Raw genomic sequence first — 20,480 nt, forward strand, 5'->3', positions numbered from 1 at the left:
TAATGATTTCTACATAGCCAGACATCCGGCTCCTGATGAAACCATATAATCGCACCGTCATGTCCATCCATGCCCCTAGGAGATCCGAACGGCGGAGAGTTCGAATATACCACGGAAGGACTTCCGGAAGCGATATTCGCGGTGACGATGCCCGTGTCCGATCTGGACAGGGCCGTCCTTTTCTACACGGATGTCCTGGGAATGACGCTTCTCGGACGTGACGGGAATCATGCATATCTGTCACGCTATGGGTGCAGGATGGTCCTGGAGCTCTCGGAGAAGACCGGCATCGATCCCGGCGTGTATCTGATGGTGGACTCCCCGTACAACACGAGGAGGAGGCTGATGGACGAAGGGGTGAGGTTCCGGACGGACCCGACAAAGGGTCCGCTCGGAACATTCACTGCGTTTTACGACCCTGACATGAATGTCATAAGGGTCATAGAGGGTGGTGCGGAGTTCAAACTTTGAACCATCTCCTGATGGATATCGAGTGGAGCCACCAGATGAACGCTGCGCTGATGGCGATCAGTATCACTCCGCCGGGTATCGTGACGGTCATCATCCCTATCCCGGCGATGATCTCCGCGACAAGGGATGCGAACACGATCTTCCACAGGGCCGGTCTCCCGATGATGCAGCATACGCCTCCGACGACCAGCATAAGGCCGGCGATGATGTCGAGCATGGCCACCACGATGTGAACGCTGGGTTCGTCCGTATATCCTGCTCCGGACCCGAATGTTATCAGTCCTCCGATGATCAGGAGGGCCGCCATTATCAGGGACGAGAGCGGGCGCTCAGATTCAGACATACCCTGATGAAGCAAAGGAGATAGAAAAAGGGTGGGGCAGTTGCCCCGTTTCATCGCGTTCGTGGCGTCAGCCCAGGAAATAGAGCTTGACGTTGTCCCTGAACAGATACAGCAGTATCACCGCATATATGGCGACACCCACGACCATGTAGTACGATCCGGTCAGGAGCGATACCAGGCACATGAGCACTCCGATCACGGAGAAGAACACGCCGAGGTACCACATGATGGGCCAGCCCTTGAAGAAGCCTATGCAGATCAGCAGATATACCAGTCCGAGGACCAGGAACACTGCTCCCGCCGCCGCGGCGAACCCCGAATATTCGCTGTAGCCTGCTTCGATCAGGATCGATTCACCGCCGATCACGATCATTATGCCACCGATTATCCCTATGATGGCAATCAGACCAAAGAGGATTCCTATGAGCGTTATGAGTAGGGGACGCTCGTACAGATTGTCACTCATGTGTATGTTATGGTTATAATAATTAAAAGAATCGCGGGTCTTCCTTCGGGAGGACCCGCAGTTTTTGTACTCAATCGCCAAGGTTCGCCTTTGCGATCGCATCGTTGAGCTGGTTCTGGAGCTCCTGCGGAAGCCCGTTTATGCTTCCGGAGAGGAATCCCCTGACGATCATGCTGACCGCCTGGTCCTCGTCCAGTCCGCGGGACATGAGGTACTCGATCTGGTCCTGTGCGATCTTCCCGACCGCCGCCTCATGGGTCATCTCCACGTCCGCGACGTGCGCCTCGAGCTCGGGGACGGCACTGGTGGAGCCGCCGTCCTTCATGATGATGCTCCTGCACTCGAGGTGGGCTTTCACCTCCGGGGCGTTACCGATGAGCCTTCCGCGGGCGCACATGCGTCCGCCCATGGAGATGCTCCTGCTCATGATCTGGGCGTTGCTCCTCTTGCCGTTGAGGTATACCATCCCGCCCGTATCGATGTCGGATCCCTCGTGCGCGATGCACATGGTGTTGTACAGGGCGCTGCTCCCCTCACCGAGGGTGGCCGAGGGGAAGCTCTGGAGGGTCCCTACCGGATTGAGTATGACGTAGTTGTTGGTGTAGGCCGAGTTCTTCCCGACGATGGTCCCAGTCCTGGGACGGACTCCCGTCTGCTTTCCCCAGCTGTGGATCATGGAGAATGTCAGCGCGGCGTTGTCGCCGATGTAGATCTCGGACACTCCCACGTGCAGCGCATCGTCGGCATGATGGGATGTGGAGCACCCGGTGATCATCTCCAGGGACGCGTCGTCCTCCACTATGACGATGTTGTGGACGTTCTGGATGCTCTTGTCGGTGTTGAGCATCATGCACGTCTGCACGGGGGCCTTGATGTGATGTCCGGCCTTCACACGTATGAAGTACCCGTCGGCATCCTCCAGGAAGCTCTTGGCGGTGTACTTGTCCTTGGTCGGGTCCACGGCCTTCCACATGTAGTCCCTCAGGCCGTCATGGGCCTTCAGGGCCTGCTGGAGGGACATCATCTCGAGACCCTCCTGAGGTTTGGTGGAACAGTGGCTCGGAGCATTGTCGATGAACAGCAGGGTGCCCGCACGGTCCATCTCGTCGGCGACCACGCCGACGCGCTCCATGTACTTCTTGTAGTCCGAGCTCTCGAGGTCGTCGATGACGACCGACTCCTTGCTTCCCTCATCGAACCTGTCCAGGTCGATGTCCGCACCGAACGCGCCCTTCCTGGACAGCGCGTCCTTCACAGCTTGATGATCTTGCATGCGTCGCACTCTCCGTAACCGTTCTTCTTGATCTCCCTGAGCAGTTCCAACGGGTTGCCGCTACATTGGATCCTGCCGTTCTTCATAACGTATCCGCGGTCCGCACCGATGTAGTCCATGATCTGGCCGGTGTGGGTGATGACCAATGACGAGACGTGCCTCCTGCTTCCGGGGCAGGTGTCGTACAGGAGGTCATGGACCTTGTTTCCTATGAGGTCGATGTTCTCCAGGTCGACTCCCGATTCCGGTTCGTCCAGGAGTATGAACTCGGGCTTCTGGGCGGTGAGCTGGAGGAGCTCGGACCTCTTGATCTCCCCTCCGGAGAACCCGACGTTGACCTCGCGGTCCAGGAAGTTCTCCATCTTGAACTTGTCAGCCCCCTCGATCACCGTGTCCCCGTTCTCCGGGGCGGATGCCTTGATCAGGTCCCCGAGCTTCACCCCGTATATGTTGGGGGGACGTTGCATCATCATGCCGATCCCCATCTTGGCCCTCTCGTCCACGGGAAGGTCGGTTATGTCCTTCCCTTTGAAGAGTATCTTTCCAGAGGTCACCTTGATGGTGCTGTATCCCATGATGGTGGCCATCAGGGTGGACTTACCGGATCCGTTGGGTCCGAACAGGACACAAGTCTGGCCTTCCTCCACGGTGAGGTTGACTCCCTTGAGGATCTCCCTGTCACCTGCCTCCGCGTGAAGGTCGACGATTTTCAGCATTTCGGGCATATTGCGACACCTATAACGGTGTGAATAATTCAATCCATATTAAACTAGTGGGATTAAAGGCGAACAGTTAAAGGGATGTATCGGGGATGCAGGCGCATGAAGGTCCTCGCCATCAACGGAAGTCCCCGTCCAATGGGGAACACCAGCAACATCCTGAACGACATCCAAGACATGTTCGAGAGGGACGGCATCGAGATGGATACGGTGCACATCTACGAGTACCGCCTCATGAACTGCAACGTCTGTCTCACATGCGAGATCCGCGGCGACGGCAGATGCTATGACGAGGACGACGGCCTCAACGACATACTCCAGAAGATGAGGGACGCGGACGCCATACTCCTCGCGTCGCCCACGTACATGAACGCCTGTCCGAGCGTGTTGCAGACGTTCATGGAGAGGGCGATGCTCGTCTTCGAGAAGGGCGACCTGGGTCTGAGGGGGAAGGTGGGCGGAGCCATCGCCGTGTGCGGCCACGACGGCGCGTCCATGGTCTACAACCAGATGGTGGACTTCCTCCTCAGGAACGCGGTCATGGTCGTCGGGTCCAACCCCCTGCCCATTATCAGGGCATTGAACTCCCCTGCGTACGAGGACGACCGCGAGGGCATGAAGGGGGTCCGTTCCCTCGTGGAGGGGATGACGGACGCCCTGGTCCGTCTGAACCCCGAGTGAGCCCTCAGAAGAAGAAGAACCTGCACCCTTCTCTCTCGGAGATGCGGGCTACGGCCTCCATCCTGTCGACGGGGCCGGAGTACCTGCGGACCATCATCTTCCCCTCCTCGGGGAGGGCGGCCCTCAGGATCTCCACCTCTTTCAGGAGCTGGGTCGCGTCCTCGGACGTGAACCTCCTGCCTTCCTTCACGGACTGCGGGACCGAGGCCACTATAGGGCATCCGTGCCTCGCCGCGATCTCGGGCAGGAGGCTGTTGTCGGGTCCGAAGGCGCCTATGCATCCGCGACCCTTGTCCCAGGACAGAGGGCAGTTCCCGCACATCCCGTTCATCTCGTCGAAATCCAGCTGGTCCCATCCGGTGACCATGTCGTCCGCACCGTCGATGGCCTTCTGCCTGATCCCGTCATCGACCTTGTCCATGATGACCCAGCCCGTGCATACACGGGATGCCAGAGGTCTCAGTGTCTCCATGTCCGCACTGTTCTTGATCTTCTCGAGATAGACCGCATCGGCATCTTCGTTGAGTCTGTTCCTCTTGATGAATGCATCCCAGTCGGAGATAGCTTCCTTCGCCTTGTCGTATTCGACGAACTCGTCGTACACGGCGGCATCCTCGAATCCAGTGACGTCCTTCATGTGGACCTTTACTATGTCGGAGCGAAGCTCCTTGCAGGGGGCGCTTGGAGCTTCCATCTCCATGATACCGATGTTGATTCCCATTTCCGACACTCCTTCCGCCATCTCTGACGGGTGATGTCCGGTGAAGTGTGAAGGGATACATCAATGGTCGCATGAGATGTCCGTCCATATCATGGGTCGCCCGATGTCCCGGTCGGACCTCGGGGCGAACAATGTATATGCAATGGCTGGTTGGATGTAGCAACCAACTAATATATCGAAATGTGTTCCTGGGAGACATGTTCCAAGTCGCGGTATACGGTAAGGGCGGCATCGGCAAATCTACGATGTCGGCGAACATCTCCGTAGCCTTGGCCGGGAGGGGACTGAAGGTCATGCAGATCGGGTGCGACCCCAAGCACGACTCCACGAGGCTTCTCCTGGATGGCAAGGCGCAGCGCACGGTGCTGGACTATGTCCGCGAGGTCCCGATAGGCAAGAGGGACCTGAATGGGATAATCGCCACCGGCACGGCAGGGGTCCTGTGCGCGGAGGCAGGCGGACCTGAGCCGGGGATAGGATGTGCTGGCCGCGGGATCCTGACGACGTTCGACACATTGAGGAAGCTCGGGGCGGACGACCTCGACGTGGATGTGCGGATCTATGACGTCCTCGGCGATGTTGTGTGCGGGGGATTCGCGGTCCCCTTGAGGAACGAGTACGCCGATGCGGTCGTGCTGGTCACGTCCGGCGAGTTCATGGCCATGTATGCCGCGAACAACATCATGCGTGGACTCTCCAACTTCGACACTGGAAAGCCGCGTATGTTGGGGATAGTTCTGAACTCCAGAGGTGTCGACGGCGAGTATGAGGCCGTGAAGAGCTTCGCCGAAGCCACCGGGACAAGGATATTGGCGGTCGTCCCGAGGGACGGACAGTTCGCGGAGGCGGAATCCCTGGGACATACGGTCGTGGAGCTCTTTCCAGAGAGCGTCATAGCCAGGGAGATCGGGAAGGTCGCCGACAGCATAGTAGACGCATGCGATGGCAGACTGGAGCTGACCTCCCCCCACCCGCTGGATGACGACCAGCTCTCCGATCTCGCCGCGGGCAGGGCCATCCGTCCGTACGGGGACGTCCCCGTATCCCGAATCGGGTGCGGCGGCTGTCACAGGACGACGATCGAGGGGACGAGGGTGATGGGGTCATGCGCGGCATACGGGGCGGTCTCCGCGTTCCTCAGGTTGGAGGACACGGCCGTGGTCGTCCACGGGCCGGTCAGCTGTTCGTACCTCATGGAGACCACCCGCGCGAAGGCCATGTTGGAGATGTACTCCCGCGGGGTGTTCAGGAGGTCGCCCCGGATTAACGTGCGCTCCACAATGATGGACGACGAGTCCGCGATATTCGGCGGGAACCTGTATCTGAAGGCCTGTCTGGAGAGGACGATATCCGAAGGCTATTCGCGCATAGCGGTTGTGACGACATGCATGTCGGGGATCATCGGGGACGACTGTCTCAGCATAGTGGATGCGGTGATGGAATCGAACCCTTCGGTCGAGATATTCCTCGTCCGTGCGGACGGGGACATGACAGGGGAATACAACGACGGTTTCATGATGGCGGCCGAAGCCATAGTCGAGACCGTGGATACAGGCCTCGAACCGGACGGGAGTCTCGTGAATCTCGTCTCCTCGTCATTCTTCGATGTACAGTCGGTCGCTCACAGGAAGGAGTTGGACAGGATGCTGGGCGCCTTCGGGATGAGGGTCAACTGCATGTTCCTCGACGAGGGGTCCCCCAGACCGCCGTCTGAGATCTGTCGTGCCGGGGTGGACGTGCTGATGAACGACACCCCGACATCGCGTGAGCTCATGGGGATGATCACGCGGAGGACCGGGAGGCTGCCGTTCCCCGCCGTCATGCCAGTGGGCATGCACGACTATCTGGACTGGATGCGCCAGATGGGAGCCTGGACTGGAAGGTCCGAGGATGCCGAGCGGGAGATCGCCAGGGCGACAGCGGAGTACAGAGGATTCCTGGACGCCCATCGCGACACGTTGCGCGGGAGGACGGCCATCGTGGTCTCGAGGATCGGGACGAACCTTGACTGGCTGGTCGATGTGCTGGAGGACATGGGCGTGTCGGTCCTGAGATACGGGTTCTTCCCATCGGCGAGGAAGGCGGGAGGACGCCAGAGCTCCCGTCATGACCATGTCGACGATTACACGGATGATGACCTGATGAGGGATCTGGAGGAGCTTCGTCCGGACCTGATGATCGGGGGGATCGTGAGGCAGGTGCCGGAGGGCACGGTCATGGCGAAGATGAACAGGATAGGGGTGGGATACCGTCCGGTGTTGGAGTACGTGGAGTATCTGGAGAACACCCTGAGGCTGCCCGGGATGGAAGGATGGAGAGGGGGCGGCAGATCATGAGGAGGATACTTCCGGACGGGATGACAGGGGCTATAATGGCCATCGAGGGGATATCGGATGCCGTCGTCTTCCTCCATGGTCCCGGCGGATGCCGCGTCCGTCACATGGTGGTCTCATCGGCTGTCTTTCCCAAGGAGCCTGTCGAGGATCCCTACATGCCGTACTACTACGGATACCCCCAGGTCCCATCGTCCTATCTGGACGAGTACGATTTCATAAACGGCGCGTTCTACAAGTCGAGAGAGGGCCTCGGCACGGTGAGAAGGACGTCCCCATCCCTTATCGTGGTCCTGGACTCCCCCGGCGCAGGTCTGATCGGGGACGACCACGGGAAGGCGATCCTCGAGAACGACCTCGGCGGGATCGCGATGCACATCCAGGAGTCCATGGCGTCCGTGCCGGTCCCCGTCTCCTTCGATGGCACCCTGAGGAAGGTGATGGAGTTCCTGGGCCCCGAGCGCAGATGCGTCCGGAGGGGGACCGTCAACGTCCTGGGTCTGTCTCTGATGGACAAGGATTGGAAGGCGGCCCGCGACGAGGTCTGCAGGCACCTCTCGGACATGGGTCTGGAGGTCATATCGTGCCCTGGCGCGGGATCCTCCGTGGAGGACCTGACGGAGTCGGTGAATGCTGAGTACAACGTGGTGGTCTGTCCGGAGATGTGTGCCGGGCTTCTGGAGTGGTACGAGGGGTTCGGGATCCCGGCGATCCGTTCGGATGCCGGTGCCCCCGTGGGGCTGGATGCGACCGAGGCATGGATAATGGCTGTCGCGGAATTCACGGGAAGGGATCCTGCGGTCCCCCTGGCGAACGTCGACAGATGCAGGGGACACATCTTCGAGAAGCTGTCCGGCATGAGATACAACGCGTTGCGGCTGAGGGGATTGACCTTCTCGGTCGCCGGGACGGCATCCGTGATAAGGCCGTTGACCGAGTGGCTATACTCCTATCTGGCCATGGCCCCTGTCGCTGTGAAGGCCGATCGCGGTTCGGATGCTGACGAGACTGATGCCCTCAGGCGGTTCCTTTCCGATGTGGGGTTCGGGGGATCGTGGGACAAGGAGCCCGTGCCCTGCGGGGCGGTGCTGTGCGAGGGGATAGCCGCCCTGACCATGCAGCTGTCGGATGAGTGCAGGGTGGGGATACCGATAGGATACTCGTCCATGGGGATCGACGACATCATACCGCGTCCCGTGTACGGTCTGCGCGGCGTCCTCTACATCATGGACGAGCTGCTCCACGGCGTTAGGGCGAGCTGAGCCTACGGGGCTCGATAGAATGTTTGGGGAGGGGTGGACCCCCCCGTCTCATTTGAAGAGTTTGAACACCTTGTCGGAGTAGCCGACGATGTCCTCGATGGGCATCCCCGCGATCAGCGCGGCCTGGTCGTACATGATCCTCGCCATGTCCTCGGCCTTCTCCCTGTCGTTCTCGTAGGCTTCCTTCAGTGCGGCGTAGGCGGGATGGTCGGCATTGATCTCCAGCACACGCTTCGCCCTGATGTTGTTCTGTTCTCCGGGGATCGCGGAGAAGTACTTCTCCATCTCCAGGGAGACATCCCCCTCGGCACTCAGGCAGACTGCATGGGTCTTCAGCTTCCTGGAGAGCTTGACGTCGGCAACGGAGTCCCCTAGGGTGTCCTTGATGAACGATATGACGTCCTTCTCGGCCTCGGCCTTCTCCTCCGCCTCCTTCCTCTCGTCCTCTGTGTCCAGGTCCAGGTCCGATCCGGACACGTCGCAGAACTCCTTCCCGTCGTAGTCCCTCAAGGTCTTCAGGGCGAACTCGTCGGCCTCCTCGGAGAGGCACAGGATGTCGAACCCCTTGGACGACACCTGTTCGGTCTGAGGCAGCTGTTTCGCCCTCGCGACGCTCTCGGCGGCGGCGAAGTAGATCTTGGACTGGTCCGGGGGCATGGCATCCCTGTACTCGCGCAGGGTGATGAGCTTGTCATCCTTCATCGAGTGGAACAGGACCAGGTCCTTCAGCATGTCGGCCTTGGACCCGTATGCCTCCACCATCCCGTACTTCATCTGGAGTCCGAAGGCCTTGAAGAACTCGAGGTACTTCTCGCGCTCGTCCTTGAGCATCCTCTCCAGTTCGGCCTTCACCTTCTTCTCGATGTTCGCCCTGATGGTCGCCAGCTGCCTGTCGTGCTGGAGCATCTCCCTGGAGATGTTCAGGGACAGGTCCGGCGAATCGACCACCCCGCGGACGAACCTGAAGCAGTCCGGGAGAAGGTCCTTGCACTTCTCCATGATCATGACGCCTGAGGAGTACAGCTGCAGTCCGGGTTCGAAGTCCCTGCTGTAGAAGTTGAAGGGGGCCACCTTGGGTATGAACAGCATGGCCCTGTAGCTTATCGTCCCTTCCGCGTTCACACGGATCACCGAGAGGGGATCCTCCCAGTCGCGGAACTTCTCCTTGTAGAATTTGAAGCACTCCTCGTCGGTGGCCTCCGATCTGGACTTCTGCCAGATGGGGACCATGCTGTTGACCACCTCGTCGACGATGGTCGTCTTCCACTCCTTCTTGGGCTCCCCGTTCTCGTCGACCTCGCCGGTCTCCACGAGGTCGTCCTTCTGGACGTCCATGTGGATGGGCCAGCGGACGTAGTCGGAATATTTGGTGATCAGGTTCTGGAGGGAGTACTGCTCGAGATATTCGGAGTACCTCTCGTTCTCGTCGTCCGGGCGGAGATGCATGATGACTTCGGTCCCCCACGAGTCCTTCTCGCACTCGTCGATGGTGTATCCGTCCGCACCCTTGGACCTCCACCTGTACGCCTGTTCCGACCCGTACTTCCTGGTTATTACGGTCACCTCGTCCGCGACGAGGAATGCGCTGTAGAATCCGACACCGAACTGTCCGATGATGTCGACGTCCTTGCCGTCCTCCATCTCCTTCTTGAAGTCCAGGGACCCGCTGTGGGCTATAACACCGAGGTTCTTCTCCAGGTCGTCCTTGTCCATTCCGATGCCGTTGTCGGAGACGGTGATCGTGCCAGCATCCTTGTCTGCGGACACCTTAATCCTGAGATCCTCGCGGGAGACCGCAACATCCTCGGGTCTGGTCATCGCCATGTAGTGGAGCTTGTCCATAGCGTCCGACGCGTTGCTGATGATCTCTCTCAGAAATATCTCGCGATGGGTGTAGATCGAGTTGATCATGAGGTCGAGCAGCTGTTTGGACTCTGCCTTGAACTGTCTCTTTGCCATATTACATACCTCCGCTTCCGCGGTGCTGTGCCTATGACTATCTGAACTTCTATAATAATATTTGTATTATTGCCATGTGAACGGATGATGTTCGGATCGGAGCCGCAATGGATGTCGGAGGGAGGGCGGGACCTGCCTGGATGGGACATAAATAAATTAGTGGATGCATTCCGCCCGTCATGAAGCCCGGAAACGTCAAGCTCATGGCCGTCGCGGCCGTGATCATCGCGGTCATTCTGATCGGTTCGTACCTCATATACGGGAACTGATCCCAAACCGGGGACCAGCTCCCCTTTTCCATTCGTTCGAATGATGTATTTTCCCATTCCCGGTTCCTGACATTCCTCGAGCCTGCTTCATATAGGCCCGTGCTGAGTCCGGGTTATGTTCCAAAGGGATGCCGACAACAACATTGCTGTCATGGAAAGGATGAAGGAGGCCCTCGGCCTTCGCTGGACCGAATCGATCGAGGGCTGCGAGGTCGACGGATGGGACATGAGGCTCTCCGAGCCCGTCGAGGTCACGGTGCGCTCATGCGGCATGGGCTGGGAGGCCTACAGCACGAATCCCGCGATATTCTGCAAGGGAAGGTCCCCGTCGGATGTGCTGGGATTCTACAAGTTCTGTCTGTCAGAGTACGAGATGGCCCGATGATCCTCGCCTGCATCCTCTGGCCGCGGCGTCATAGACCTCTCTGAACGGCACTCCGCGCTCCCTGCATATCCTGGCGACGTCCTCGTATTCGGGGTAGAACCTCTTAAGGCCCTCGGAGGAGCATACCTTGACGGACACCTCCCCGTATTCGGTGGCGACCGTCACGGTCGTCCTGTCCATGACGGTGCGTTCCATACAGGTCCTGCGGATCCCGATGGTCGTCGTCTCGCGGAATATTATGTCCTCGAGTGCGCGTCTGTCATCCTCGCGACAGATGACCGTGAGCAGCCATCCCGGGCGGTTCTTTTTCATGAACACGGGCGTGTAGTTCACTTCCCTCGCTCCGGCGGCGAAGAGCCTCTCCATCGTGAACCCGAGCTCCTCGCCGGTGCTGTCGTCCACATTGCATTCCAGCTTGACCACGCTGTCCGCACAGTCCTTCGGACGGATGAGCATCGCCCTGAGTATGCCGGTCCTCTCGGATTCGCGCTTCCCCGCACCCAGTCCCACCTTCTCGACGAGGAACGATCCGGGCCTGTCGCAGGTGCGGACCGATGCTGCGAAGGCAGCTCCGGTGGGCGTGACGTATTCGCCCTTGGAATCGGTGATCCTCAGTGCGATCCCGGAGCGTTTGACGATGTTGACGACTGCGGGGACGGGGACGGGTATAACGCCGTGTTGGCACCTGACCGTGCCCGTCCCGTCGTAGAGCTCCGAGAAGCAGACCTCGTCGGGATGCAGGTCGTCTATGCATACGGCAAGGGAGACGATGTCCACTATCGAGTCCACCGCTCCCACCTCGTGGAAGTGGACCTCCTCAAGAGGCACCCCGTGCGCCTCGGACTCCGCCTCCCCCAGGATCCTCAGGATCCTCAGTGCGATCTCCCTGGCGTTCTCGGACATGTCCGCATCGGAGATGATCCCCGCGATCTCGACGTATCCTCTGTGCCCATGGCCGTGGTGTCCCTCGTGATGGCACACGTCGCCGTACAGGTATTCATGGTCATGGTCGTGGTTGTCATGTTCCAGCACCACGTCGAAGTCCTTCGCTAGGATTCCCGATTTCTCCTTGTCCGTGATCCTCACCGAGAATCCGTGGACGTCGAGGCTGTCAAGGACCTTCATGAGCTTCCCTTCGTCCGCTCCCAGGTCAAGCATCGCCGCCACAGCCATGTCTCCGCTGATCCCGGAGATGCATTCGAAATAGAGGGTCCCGCTCATGATGTCCAGAATGAGGGGATGGATAAAAAGTGTCGCGGACGCCTCAGTTCCTCAGACATCCTATGGGGATCATGTGGATCCTCTGACCGTTCGACACGTCCGTGTACGCATAGCCGTCTCCGGTGATCACGGCCAGGAAGGACAGTTTGTTCCTCTCTTCCGCATCCACGCGTTCCTTCAGGCGAAGCAGGTTCTTCACTCCGGATTTGGCATTACGCGAGCTAAGCTTTATCTCGATCGCGCCCCACTGTCCATTGTTCAAATGCACTATCGAGTCCACTTCCAGGCCGCTCTTGTCCCTGTAATGTTTCACCGTCCCTCCGATGGATTCCGCATACACGCGGAGATCCCTGACGACCATGTTCTCGAAGAGCAATCCCATCGTCTCGGGGTCGTACAGGAGATCATCTGCCGATGTCCCCAGGAAATATGCGCCTATGGATGGATCTGTCAGATATCTCGTGTCCGATGTACGGATGCAGGTCTCAGATCTGAGTTTCGGCATCCATGCGGGGGAGTCTTCGATAAGACAGATGCTTTTCAGGATGCTGATGTAATCGCGCAGAGTGTCGCGGTTCATCGGAGCCCTTGCGGTATTCTCGTCGATCCATGCATCCTCATCGGATGCATCTCCGATTGGAAGTTCATCGTCACCAGTCATATCTCTCAGAATGGTGGTGTTGTTCGCTCCTGTAGAGATGTTGCGCGATAGCGACCTTAGAAGCCGTTCCATCTTCTCGCGATTCCTCCTCTTTCCGTCGATGGTTATCTCCGAGTTTAGGATGGCATCGCAATACCAGCCTACGGTCTCTCCATCCTCTATGTTGTTGACGATGCTCGACGGCCATCCGCCGCGTACTATGAGCCGTGCGATGTCCTCGATCTCAAGCCGGGATTCGCTTTCGAGAACCGTGTCCGGATCGAACAGGGATCTCATGGACACGGCCCCACTCGAATCACCCGATTCGAACAGGCTCATCGTCCGCATGTTTAGGGTCGCGATCCTACCTGCTCCTGAATGGTTCTTCTCGGCAGGCATGTAGATGGGACTGGACGATCCTGTAAGGATGTATTGCCCGTAGACCTTTCTCAGGTCTACCATCGCCCTTACGCCGTTCCATATCTCCGGTATCGTCTGCCATTCGTCTATTAGACGGGGCGTTTCCCCTTCTAGAAGCAATTTCAGGTTGATCTTGGCGATCTCCTCGTAGTTTCTCGGATCAAGTGGATTCTGGAGACGAAGTGCGCTTTTCGAATGGCGTTCTGCAGTGGTGGTCTTCCCACACCACTTGGGGCCCTTGAGGTGGATCGCACCAATCTTCGAGAGCATGTGCTCGATCTGATCATCTATTATTCTGGGCCTGTACGATGTCGTGATGCCCGAGTCCATTCAACTACTCTCTTTATGAATGCATATATATTCAAAATATAAAATCAACACTTTGCCGAAAATTCACTACGCACTTTGGCTGAAAATAATTCGTCACTTTGCCGAGTTTTCACTACGCAGTTCGGCTGTTCATCGATGGGCACCGATGTCCGATCGCGGACTGAGTAAGGTCCGTGGCGGGCCGTTCATGGAGAAGGGAATGCGGGCCTTCGCCCGCGGTTTCAAAGGATGCCCATGTTCGTGAGCTTCTCGGGAAGGTAGCTGTCCGTGACGAAGTCGAGCCCGTATTTGGCCAGGGCCTGCTGTTCAGCCTTCTTTCCCATCTGGAGCATCGCCTGGATCTCCGTGACCCAGAACTCGTCTGTGAACCTGGGGTCCGTGAGCTCCGCATGGAGGGCACCGATGTCCTTGTCGTTGAGCTTGTCAGTGGGAAGCTCGTAGTTCAGGATGTCCGATGCCGTGATCCCGACGAACTGTGCGGTGGGGGTGGCAAGGTACTCCGATATGTGCGCGGTCTTGATCGCACCGTATGCCACCGACGCGTAGATCCTGAACGACCACGGGTCGCCGTCCGTGAACACGACCACGGGGATGTTGTACTCCTCGTTCATCCTCTTGATCAGACGCCTGGTCGACCTTGCGGGCTGTCCGGACAGGTGCACCAGGGTGCATCCGAACTTCTCGGGGAACCCGTTCTCGATCAGCCTGGCGTACATTCCTCCTGTCTCGATGGCCATCACGAACTTCGTGTTCCCGGGGTCGATCTGGAACGTGTCGTCCTCCACCTTGTACGGCACCGCGAACCCTGCTTCGGAGACATCGTCGATGCAGTTCATCTTCTTCATGCCCTTCTTGGTCTGGGTGGTGAAGTTGATGTCGCCGTAGATGTGGGCCCCGGACTCCTCCGGCCTCAGCTTGAAGTCCTCGCGCATGCAGCTGGTTATGGTCTCGAGGTCCTCCGCCAGGAGGTTGCTCTCGTCCTGGGAGTGGAACTTGGCGTTGCGCCAACCCTCCGATATGTAGTACATCTCCCTCAGTGTGGACGATTTGGAGTCGCGTATCATCTCGTTGATGAAGTCCGCCGTGTAGACCGTGCGGAGCATCATGGTCGCACCGTTCACGGTCTTCGCCGTACGCGACGTCTTGAGGTCCCCGTACTTCCAGACGTTGTGCCTGGGGTCGAACTCGATGTTCCTCTTCGACCTGAGGGGGAGCTGCATCGCGGGGATCTCCCCCTCGTCCAGCTGGTCGTAGAGCTGGCTGACCAGCCCCGTGAGGCTCTCCATGGCCTCCTTCTGTCTGTCAGTCCTCGCCAAGATCCTCAACCTCCTCCTTCTCTTCCTCGTCGACGTCCTCGACGTAGTCGTCCGTCTCCACGATCTCCATACCCTTTATCCCCCAGTCGCCCGGGAGCTGGTCCGCGCCCATGACCATGGCCGGATTGAGCCCGGAGAAGTACACGTCATCGGCATCGAACGTGTCCGCGAGCTCTCCGACGAGTTCGAACGTTATCGTCGCGCGCTCGGACGGGGGGAGGTCCGAGATGGTCCAGTTAGCCTTCCCCTCCTCGTTCATGTCCTTGAAGTACTCGTGCCCGAAAAGCGTGAGGTTCACGGCCTCCTTCGGGAGCTGGGCATGGACCATGAACGTCCTCTGCTGGTTGGTGTAGTTGTACACCGTGTACGTTATCGCACGGGTCTTCTTGTCCACCTTCTTCACGGTGGGCTCCACCCAGACCACGTTCATGATCTTCGTGATGGTCCTGTCGAGGTTGGGGACGGGCTTGCCGAGATGCTCGGCCGCCTTCTTCGCCATGTCCGGCAGGATCTCCTGTACGATCTCGAACTTGGCATGGGTCTTCTTCTTCCTCTCCATCTTGTTCAGATGGCTCTTGAGGTTCCTGGCACACAGCCTGAGGGCCAGCCCGATCTCGGACTGGAGCTCGGGAAGGGACGCTACCGCCTCCTTCCCCTCGGACGTGAACGGGACCTTCGTGGACGCCACGTGGACCAGGATTATGGCCGGTCCGTACGGGATGCCCTTCCCGCCCCTCTGTTCCAGTCCGTACCTTCTCCAGTCGAGCTCGGATATGGCCTTGGTTATGGCGCATGCGCCCTGCTGGTAGAGCAGCGGGACGCGGTTCGCGAACCTCAGGATCTGGACTTGTCCGTCGGACGGGATGTCCCCTCCGTACACGATGCCGGCCTCCACGACGAACGGGTTGCCGTTGACGGCCTTCGGCGAGCGGGTGACAGGGGTGGCGTAGTAGTCCGGGCGCATCCCCTCCAGGACGTGCATCAGACCCTTCTTGATCAGCGTGTCCCCGATCGGCGACAGGCAGTCCGTCGGAGGGGCCATGATCTTGACCTCCTTTATCGCCTTCAGTATGGCGACCGCGTCGTCGCGGTCGATCTTGTTGGGATTCTTCTCGGCCTTGATCCCCGATTTATCGCAGATCTCCGTCGCGATCCTGTCGGTGATCCTGGAGAAGTCGTTCTTGAGGAACGCCTTGAGCGTCTTCTGGGACGTGTTCCCGGCATATTTCAGGAGGTCACCTATCTCCATGCCCTCTGGATGGGGTTTGATCTCCTTCGGCTTCGGGGGCATGATGTCGGTCGCCCTCTCGAAGACGAAGCCCTTGCCCTCGGGGTCGCGGAAGGATATCTGCGCATGTGGGTTCACGATGGCGGTGTCCCTCAGGTACTCGTAGACCGACTGTTTGCCGGTGATGTACCTGCCCTTGATCGTGTACTCGATGCTCGTACCGTGGGCGTGTCCCTCCCATTCGAACGCCTTGTCGTTGGTGACGATGGGGCGGTTGGTCTTCGTGTCGATGACGATGTCCATCTGCCACGCGACCTCGTCCTCGCCCTCGATCTTGGATATCACGTGCGCGGGCTTCCCCGTGGTGATGTTGCCGTACATGATGGTAGCGGAGATACCGATACCCTGCTGTCCCCTGGATTGTCTGAGGGCATGGAACCTGGAGCCGTAGAGGAGGCGTCCGAAGACGTTGGGCATCATCTTGTGGACGATACCGGGCCCGTTGTCCTCGATCAGGATCCTGTAGTCCTCGTCGTTGAGCCTGTCGATCCTCACGGATACGTCAGGGAGGATACCTGCCTCCTCGCACGCGTCCAGCGAGTTGTCGACCGCTTCCTTGATGCCCATGAGCAGGGACTTGGAGCGTGAATCGAACCCCAGGATCTGTTTGTTCTTCTCGAAGAACTCCGTCACGGAGATCTCCTGCTGCTTCGTGGCCATCTTGTGCGCGATGGACACTTTCTTGCCGCCGGGCTCGGCGGTTTCTTTCTTCGAATCTTCAGAGGGCATCCGGGGACGACATTGCGATCGCAGTCTTAAGCTTGGGGTTTCGGCAGTACGATATACTTCCGAGTGATTGGGAGCATCATGTCGTCCCGGAACCTCGACCGTGCGGTGTCGAACATCGTCAAGAGATGTCTGCCGATCGCTGTCGCCACATACGCAGGCGAGACCGCCATCCTCGTGATAATGGAATCGTCCATAACCTCGAGGGCCCGCAGGAATGCCGAGGTCAGGGATGCGATGGGGAAACCGGGCAGGGATCTCGACCTTCTCGTGTACACCCCGACAGAGGTCAGGGAGCTCAGAGGTGAGCCGGAGTGCCCACTGGGGGACGTCCTCGCCGTGTGTAGGGTTGTGTACGGGAGCCTGGACTCGCTGAGATGAGGATCCTCTCATTCCGACGATTCCGCCCATTCTTTAATATCGTCCATCGAGACCAGCTTGACATCAATATCCCCATGCTCCTCCAGGTAGTCCCTCAGGGAATCCGTGAATCCCGAGCGGGAGAACATGATGTACCTGCGATTGGAGGGCCATTCGCGGATGACCTCCCCGCGCTGGATGAGCCTCTCAAGCTCCCTTATCCCGGTCAGCTTGTTCGTGAACTTGCACTCCCCGAGCAGGATGCGGTCGAGACCGTTCTCGGTGGTGATCGCGACTATGTCGATATCCGCATCCTCCGTCACGACCTTGCCCTTCTCGTCCTTCATGATCCGGCCGTCCGTGGTGACGGGAACGGCACCCCACCAGGAGCCGATGCTCCGGCAGTTCTCCGTCGATGCGACGTACTCCTTGCAGATGCTCTCGAACCGATGGCCGTAGAACGAGTCTATCTGCGTCTTGATGTCGTCATAGGCCCGGTCGGCATCCATCATCGCGATGCGGTTCTCGTTCCTGATCAGCACATCGTACCTGAATCCGATGAATCCCTCCCCGATCTTGTACAGCGTCTTCCTCTTCTTCCCGAAGCACACGTCCTTCTCGACGAATCCCAGAGTGATCAGGTTGTTGAGGGCTCTCCAGCAACTACTCTCGCTGATGCCGGCGGAGTTTACGATCGATTCCAGCGAGGCACCTCTGCGAATGGATGTGAGGATGGACGAGTACACTTCCGGAGGATTGAGCTCCATCGAGACCACGTTGTCCGCTTCCAGAACCATCCAGGAGGTCTTTCCGAGGAACATCTTCTCGATGCCATCCTTGGGGGTCATCGAACCGAACATCTCATGGTACAGCGGGATGCCGGATGCTATGCAATAAATTCTGATCCTGTCCTCCTCGCTCAGACCAGGGCTCATCCTGCGGGCCTCCCTGTAAGGGAGAGGCTGTAGTTTCATCTGTAATGGGAATCTGTGGAACAACGGCATTCTCACATCATTCAACTCATGTCCCATGGAGGACATCGACGAACCGCAGATCACGAGCATGATGTTCTGTTGCTTCATCCTGTGATCGATGTACTTCTGGAACACTGCAGACGTCTCAGGGAACACCTTGACGAGATTGGGAAATTCATCCAGAACCACTACTGTCTTCTCATTACCATCAATGGTTGAGAGCAGTTCAACCAGTTCATGGGGATTTTTCGGCAGTTCGATATCATCATTGAAGAAGGCTTTGAGATCGAAGCCGAAATCATCCATCGTGGTCTCCTGTGTCACACCCAATGCTGTGAGGTAGAGAGATCTCTTGTTTTTGCAGAATTCTGTCAGAAGGCTGGTCTTTCCGATACGCCTTCTTCCATAGATCGCACAGGTGGTGGCTCCCCGTCTGGAGTACAGGTCGTTCAGACTCTCCAACTCGCGATCTCTGCCTATGAATGCCATGGATTGTTCAAGGATTTCAATATAGATAAAATTACTTTCACAAAATGAAGTTATTTAATTTACTTTCAAATTTGAAAGTTATTTCAACTATTTTCAATATTGAAAGTAATTTATTATTAGTCATTCCTATCGGCAATCGCGGCCCGGACTCCATACTTTTTATACAGGAGGCAATTCAGAGCTGGAAGCTGTCGCCCACTGACATTTTCCGTGAGGCGATTTATCATGACTTCATTCAGCGAACTCGGTATAGGCAAGAATCTCTGCGAAGCGGCTGCGAGGATGGGATGGACGGAACCGACCCCCATCCAGGCCGCGGCCATCCCCGTGGGCATCACGGGCAGGGATGTCCTGGCACAGGCTCAGACCGGCACCGGGAAGACCGGCGCGTTCGCGTTCACCGTCCTGGCGAGGACCCGTCCCGGACCAGGGGTCCCGACGGTCCTGGTGCTGTCCCCCACGAGGGAGCTGGCGGACCAGGTCTCCCATGAGATGTACGCCCTTTCGAAGGAGACCCGTCACAGGGTCGTCGCGATCTACGGCGGGGCTCCGTATTCCGATCAGATGAGGAGGCTCTCGGCAGGATGCGACATAGTGGTCGGGACGCCCGGCAGGGTCATCGACATGTGCGAGAGGGAGGTCCTGGACCTTTCCGGGATAACCGAGCTGGTCATCGACGAGGCGGACCGCATGTTGGACATGGGGTTCACCGAGGAGGTGCGCACGATCGTGGGCATGCTCCCGTCCGAGCGTCAGACACTGATGTTCTCCGCCACGTTCTCGGACGAGGTCCGCGAGGTCGCGGAGGGGTGGATGGACTCTCCTGAGGAGGTCTCGATATCCCCTGAGTGCCCCGCCTCCGACCTGGTGGAGCAGAGCTATGTGATCGTGGAGAGGAACCGCAAGTACGAGGTCCTCCGCCACATCGTCTCCAAGAACGACCCGAAGACGCTGGTGTTCTGCGCCACGAAGAAGATGGTGGACGACCTCGCATCGAGGATGTCAGAGGACGGTCTCCGCGTGGGGTCCATCCATGGGGACATGCCGCAGAGCCGCAGGGAGAAGACCATCCGCGCATACAGGAACGACAGGATGGCGATACTGGTGGCCACGGATGTGGCCGCTAGGGGCCTGGACATCGACAACATAGAGTGCGTCGTCAATTACGACACCCCTACAGATCCGGAGACCTACACCCACCGCATAGGGAGGGCGGGAAGGGCCGGGAAGAGAGGGTTCGCGGTGTCCTTCGTCACCCCCAGGGAGGACCGCAGGGTCCAGATGTACGAGGATTACACGGGTGTGAGGATCGCAAAGATCAACCCGAAGAAGATCGCAGGGATGGACTTCTCCAGTCCTGAGGTGAAGGAATATCACGAGGGGAAGGTCCGCATGATCCAGGAGGCGCGCGATGCCAGGGATGCGGAGCGTGCCGCCAAGGCGAAGGGCAGGCCTGTCCAGCCCCAGCGCGCGGAGGGCGTGTACGAGCAGATATCCCTCAACGCCGGGAAGTCCGACGGGGTGTCCCGCAACGACATCACCGAGTTCCTGACGAACAAGGTCGGTGTCCCGAGGGAGGCCATCGGACGTATCGGGCTTGGGAAGCGCACATCCTTCGTGGAGGTCTCATCGGAGTATGTCGAGAAGGTTCTTAGGGATGCGGAGCGCAGGCGTCTCGGCCCGGTCGGCGTCCATGCGATCCGTGCGCCCGAGAAGGTCAAGATGAAGGACCGCGTCTGACACGGGCGATGCTCGAAAGTCGTCGCTACGTGTATATCTCATGTTTCGGAAGTTGTCGCTACGTGTATATTTTCCATGAAACAAGTTCGGAATA

The 20,480-nt window shown here is 58.5% G+C and carries 18 protein-coding genes; 7 read left to right on the forward strand and 11 right to left on the reverse strand.

What is annotated here, in order from left to right; translation table 11 throughout:
• Window positions 1–69: 69 nt before the first annotated feature.
• A complete protein-coding gene (locus V5D86_RS07840) occupies window positions 70–471 on the forward strand; it encodes a VOC family protein (protein WP_414596128.1) in 402 nt (133 codons plus the stop codon).
• Here the strand turns inward: V5D86_RS07840 and V5D86_RS07845 are convergent.
• The 4 genes from V5D86_RS07845 to V5D86_RS07860 all read right to left on the reverse strand — a co-directional run bounded on the left by V5D86_RS07845 (window position 461) and on the right by V5D86_RS07860 (window position 3,269).
• Window positions 461–814 (reverse strand): hypothetical protein, encoded by a 354-nt coding sequence (locus V5D86_RS07845; protein ID WP_414596129.1) that lies wholly within the window; start codon window positions 812–814, stop codon window positions 461–463. The genes V5D86_RS07840 and V5D86_RS07845 overlap by 11 nt on opposite strands.
• Before the next feature lie 67 nt (window positions 815–881).
• Window positions 882–1,280, reverse strand: a complete 399-nt coding sequence (locus tag V5D86_RS07850; protein WP_414596130.1) for a hypothetical protein — start codon at window positions 1,278–1,280, stop codon at window positions 882–884.
• 70 nt (window positions 1,281–1,350) lie between these two features.
• A complete protein-coding gene (locus V5D86_RS07855) occupies window positions 1,351–2,553 on the reverse strand; it encodes a SufB/SufD family protein (protein WP_414596131.1) in 1,203 nt (400 codons plus the stop codon).
• Window positions 2,532–3,269 carry an ABC transporter ATP-binding protein gene (locus V5D86_RS07860; RefSeq protein ID WP_414596132.1) on the reverse strand — a complete coding sequence of 246 codons (738 nt, stop codon included), beginning with the start codon at window positions 3,267–3,269 and terminating at the stop codon, window positions 2,532–2,534. Before V5D86_RS07860 ends, V5D86_RS07855 begins: the two co-directional genes overlap by 22 nt.
• Before the next feature lie 105 nt (window positions 3,270–3,374).
• Between V5D86_RS07860 and V5D86_RS07865 the strand changes: the two genes are divergently transcribed.
• Window positions 3,375–3,953 carry a flavodoxin family protein gene (locus tag V5D86_RS07865; RefSeq protein ID WP_414596133.1) on the forward strand — a complete coding sequence of 193 codons (579 nt, stop codon included), beginning with the start codon at window positions 3,375–3,377 and terminating at the stop codon, window positions 3,951–3,953.
• Window positions 3,954–3,957: 4 nt separating this feature from the next.
• Here the strand turns inward: V5D86_RS07865 and V5D86_RS07870 are convergent, their stop codons facing one another.
• Entirely contained in the window at window positions 3,958–4,674 is a 717-nt protein-coding gene (locus V5D86_RS07870) for a hypothetical protein (RefSeq protein ID WP_414596134.1), read from the reverse strand.
• Between the two features lie 197 nt (window positions 4,675–4,871).
• Between V5D86_RS07870 and V5D86_RS07875 the strand changes: the two genes are divergently transcribed.
• Together V5D86_RS07875 and V5D86_RS07880 are read left to right on the forward strand one after the other, a co-directional pair.
• The gene (locus V5D86_RS07875; protein WP_414596135.1) at window positions 4,872–7,010 is read left to right on the forward strand and encodes a nitrogenase component 1; all 2,139 of its coding nucleotides are present in this window, start codon (window positions 4,872–4,874) and stop codon (window positions 7,008–7,010) included.
• Complete coding sequence (locus V5D86_RS07880; RefSeq protein ID WP_414596136.1) at window positions 7,007–8,269, forward strand: nitrogenase component 1; 1,263 nt, start codon at window positions 7,007–7,009, stop codon at window positions 8,267–8,269. The genes V5D86_RS07875 and V5D86_RS07880 overlap by 4 nt, the downstream gene beginning before the upstream one ends.
• Window positions 8,270–8,317: 48 nt before the next feature.
• On the opposite strand, the gene htpG is transcribed toward V5D86_RS07880, so the two are convergent.
• Window positions 8,318–10,228 (reverse strand): molecular chaperone HtpG, encoded by a 1,911-nt coding sequence (htpG, locus tag V5D86_RS07885; protein ID WP_414596137.1) that lies wholly within the window; start codon window positions 10,226–10,228, stop codon window positions 8,318–8,320.
• Between the two features lie 384 nt (window positions 10,229–10,612).
• Here htpG and V5D86_RS07890 point away from each other — a divergent pair, with 384 nt between their 5' ends.
• Entirely contained in the window at window positions 10,613–10,882 is a 270-nt protein-coding gene (locus V5D86_RS07890) for a hypothetical protein (protein WP_414596138.1), read from the forward strand.
• Here the strand turns inward: V5D86_RS07890 and larC are convergent.
• The 4 genes from larC to V5D86_RS07910 all read right to left on the reverse strand — a co-directional run bounded on the left by larC (window position 10,859) and on the right by V5D86_RS07910 (window position 16,826).
• Window positions 10,859–12,103 (reverse strand): nickel pincer cofactor biosynthesis protein LarC, encoded by a 1,245-nt coding sequence (larC, locus tag V5D86_RS07895; protein ID WP_414596139.1) that lies wholly within the window; start codon window positions 12,101–12,103, stop codon window positions 10,859–10,861. The two genes, V5D86_RS07890 and larC, sit on opposite strands and share 24 nt — an antisense overlap.
• Before the next feature lie 43 nt (window positions 12,104–12,146).
• The gene (locus V5D86_RS07900; protein ID WP_414596140.1) at window positions 12,147–13,493 is read right to left on the reverse strand and encodes an ATP-binding protein; all 1,347 of its coding nucleotides are present in this window, start codon (window positions 13,491–13,493) and stop codon (window positions 12,147–12,149) included.
• A gap of 221 nt (window positions 13,494–13,714) precedes the next feature.
• Entirely contained in the window at window positions 13,715–14,779 is a 1,065-nt protein-coding gene (locus V5D86_RS07905; RefSeq protein ID WP_414596161.1) for a DNA topoisomerase IV subunit A, read from the reverse strand.
• A 16-nt stretch (window positions 14,780–14,795) separates the two neighbouring features.
• Window positions 14,796–16,826, reverse strand: coding sequence for a DNA topoisomerase VI subunit B (locus V5D86_RS07910; RefSeq protein WP_414596141.1), 2,031 nt, complete (start codon window positions 16,824–16,826; stop codon window positions 14,796–14,798).
• A 78-nt stretch (window positions 16,827–16,904) separates the two neighbouring features.
• On the opposite strand from V5D86_RS07910, the gene V5D86_RS07915 reads away from it, so the two are divergent.
• Window positions 16,905–17,204 (forward strand): hypothetical protein, encoded by a 300-nt coding sequence (locus V5D86_RS07915; RefSeq protein WP_414596142.1) that lies wholly within the window; start codon window positions 16,905–16,907, stop codon window positions 17,202–17,204.
• 8 nt (window positions 17,205–17,212) lie between these two features.
• Here V5D86_RS07915 and V5D86_RS07920 read toward each other — a convergent pair whose 3' ends face one another.
• A complete protein-coding gene (locus tag V5D86_RS07920; RefSeq protein WP_414596143.1) occupies window positions 17,213–18,646 on the reverse strand; it encodes an ATP-binding protein in 1,434 nt (477 codons plus the stop codon).
• A gap of 225 nt (window positions 18,647–18,871) precedes the next feature.
• Between V5D86_RS07920 and V5D86_RS07925 the strand changes: the two genes are divergently transcribed.
• Entirely contained in the window at window positions 18,872–20,386 is a 1,515-nt protein-coding gene (locus tag V5D86_RS07925; RefSeq protein ID WP_414596144.1) for a DEAD/DEAH box helicase, read from the forward strand.
• Window positions 20,387–20,480: the final 94 nt, after the last annotated feature.

Origin of the sequence: Candidatus Methanoprimaticola sp. MG2 (assembly GCF_047501175.1) — an archaeon.
In the GTDB taxonomy this organism is placed as follows: domain Archaea; phylum Thermoplasmatota; class Thermoplasmata; order Methanomassiliicoccales; family Methanomethylophilaceae; genus Methanoprimaticola.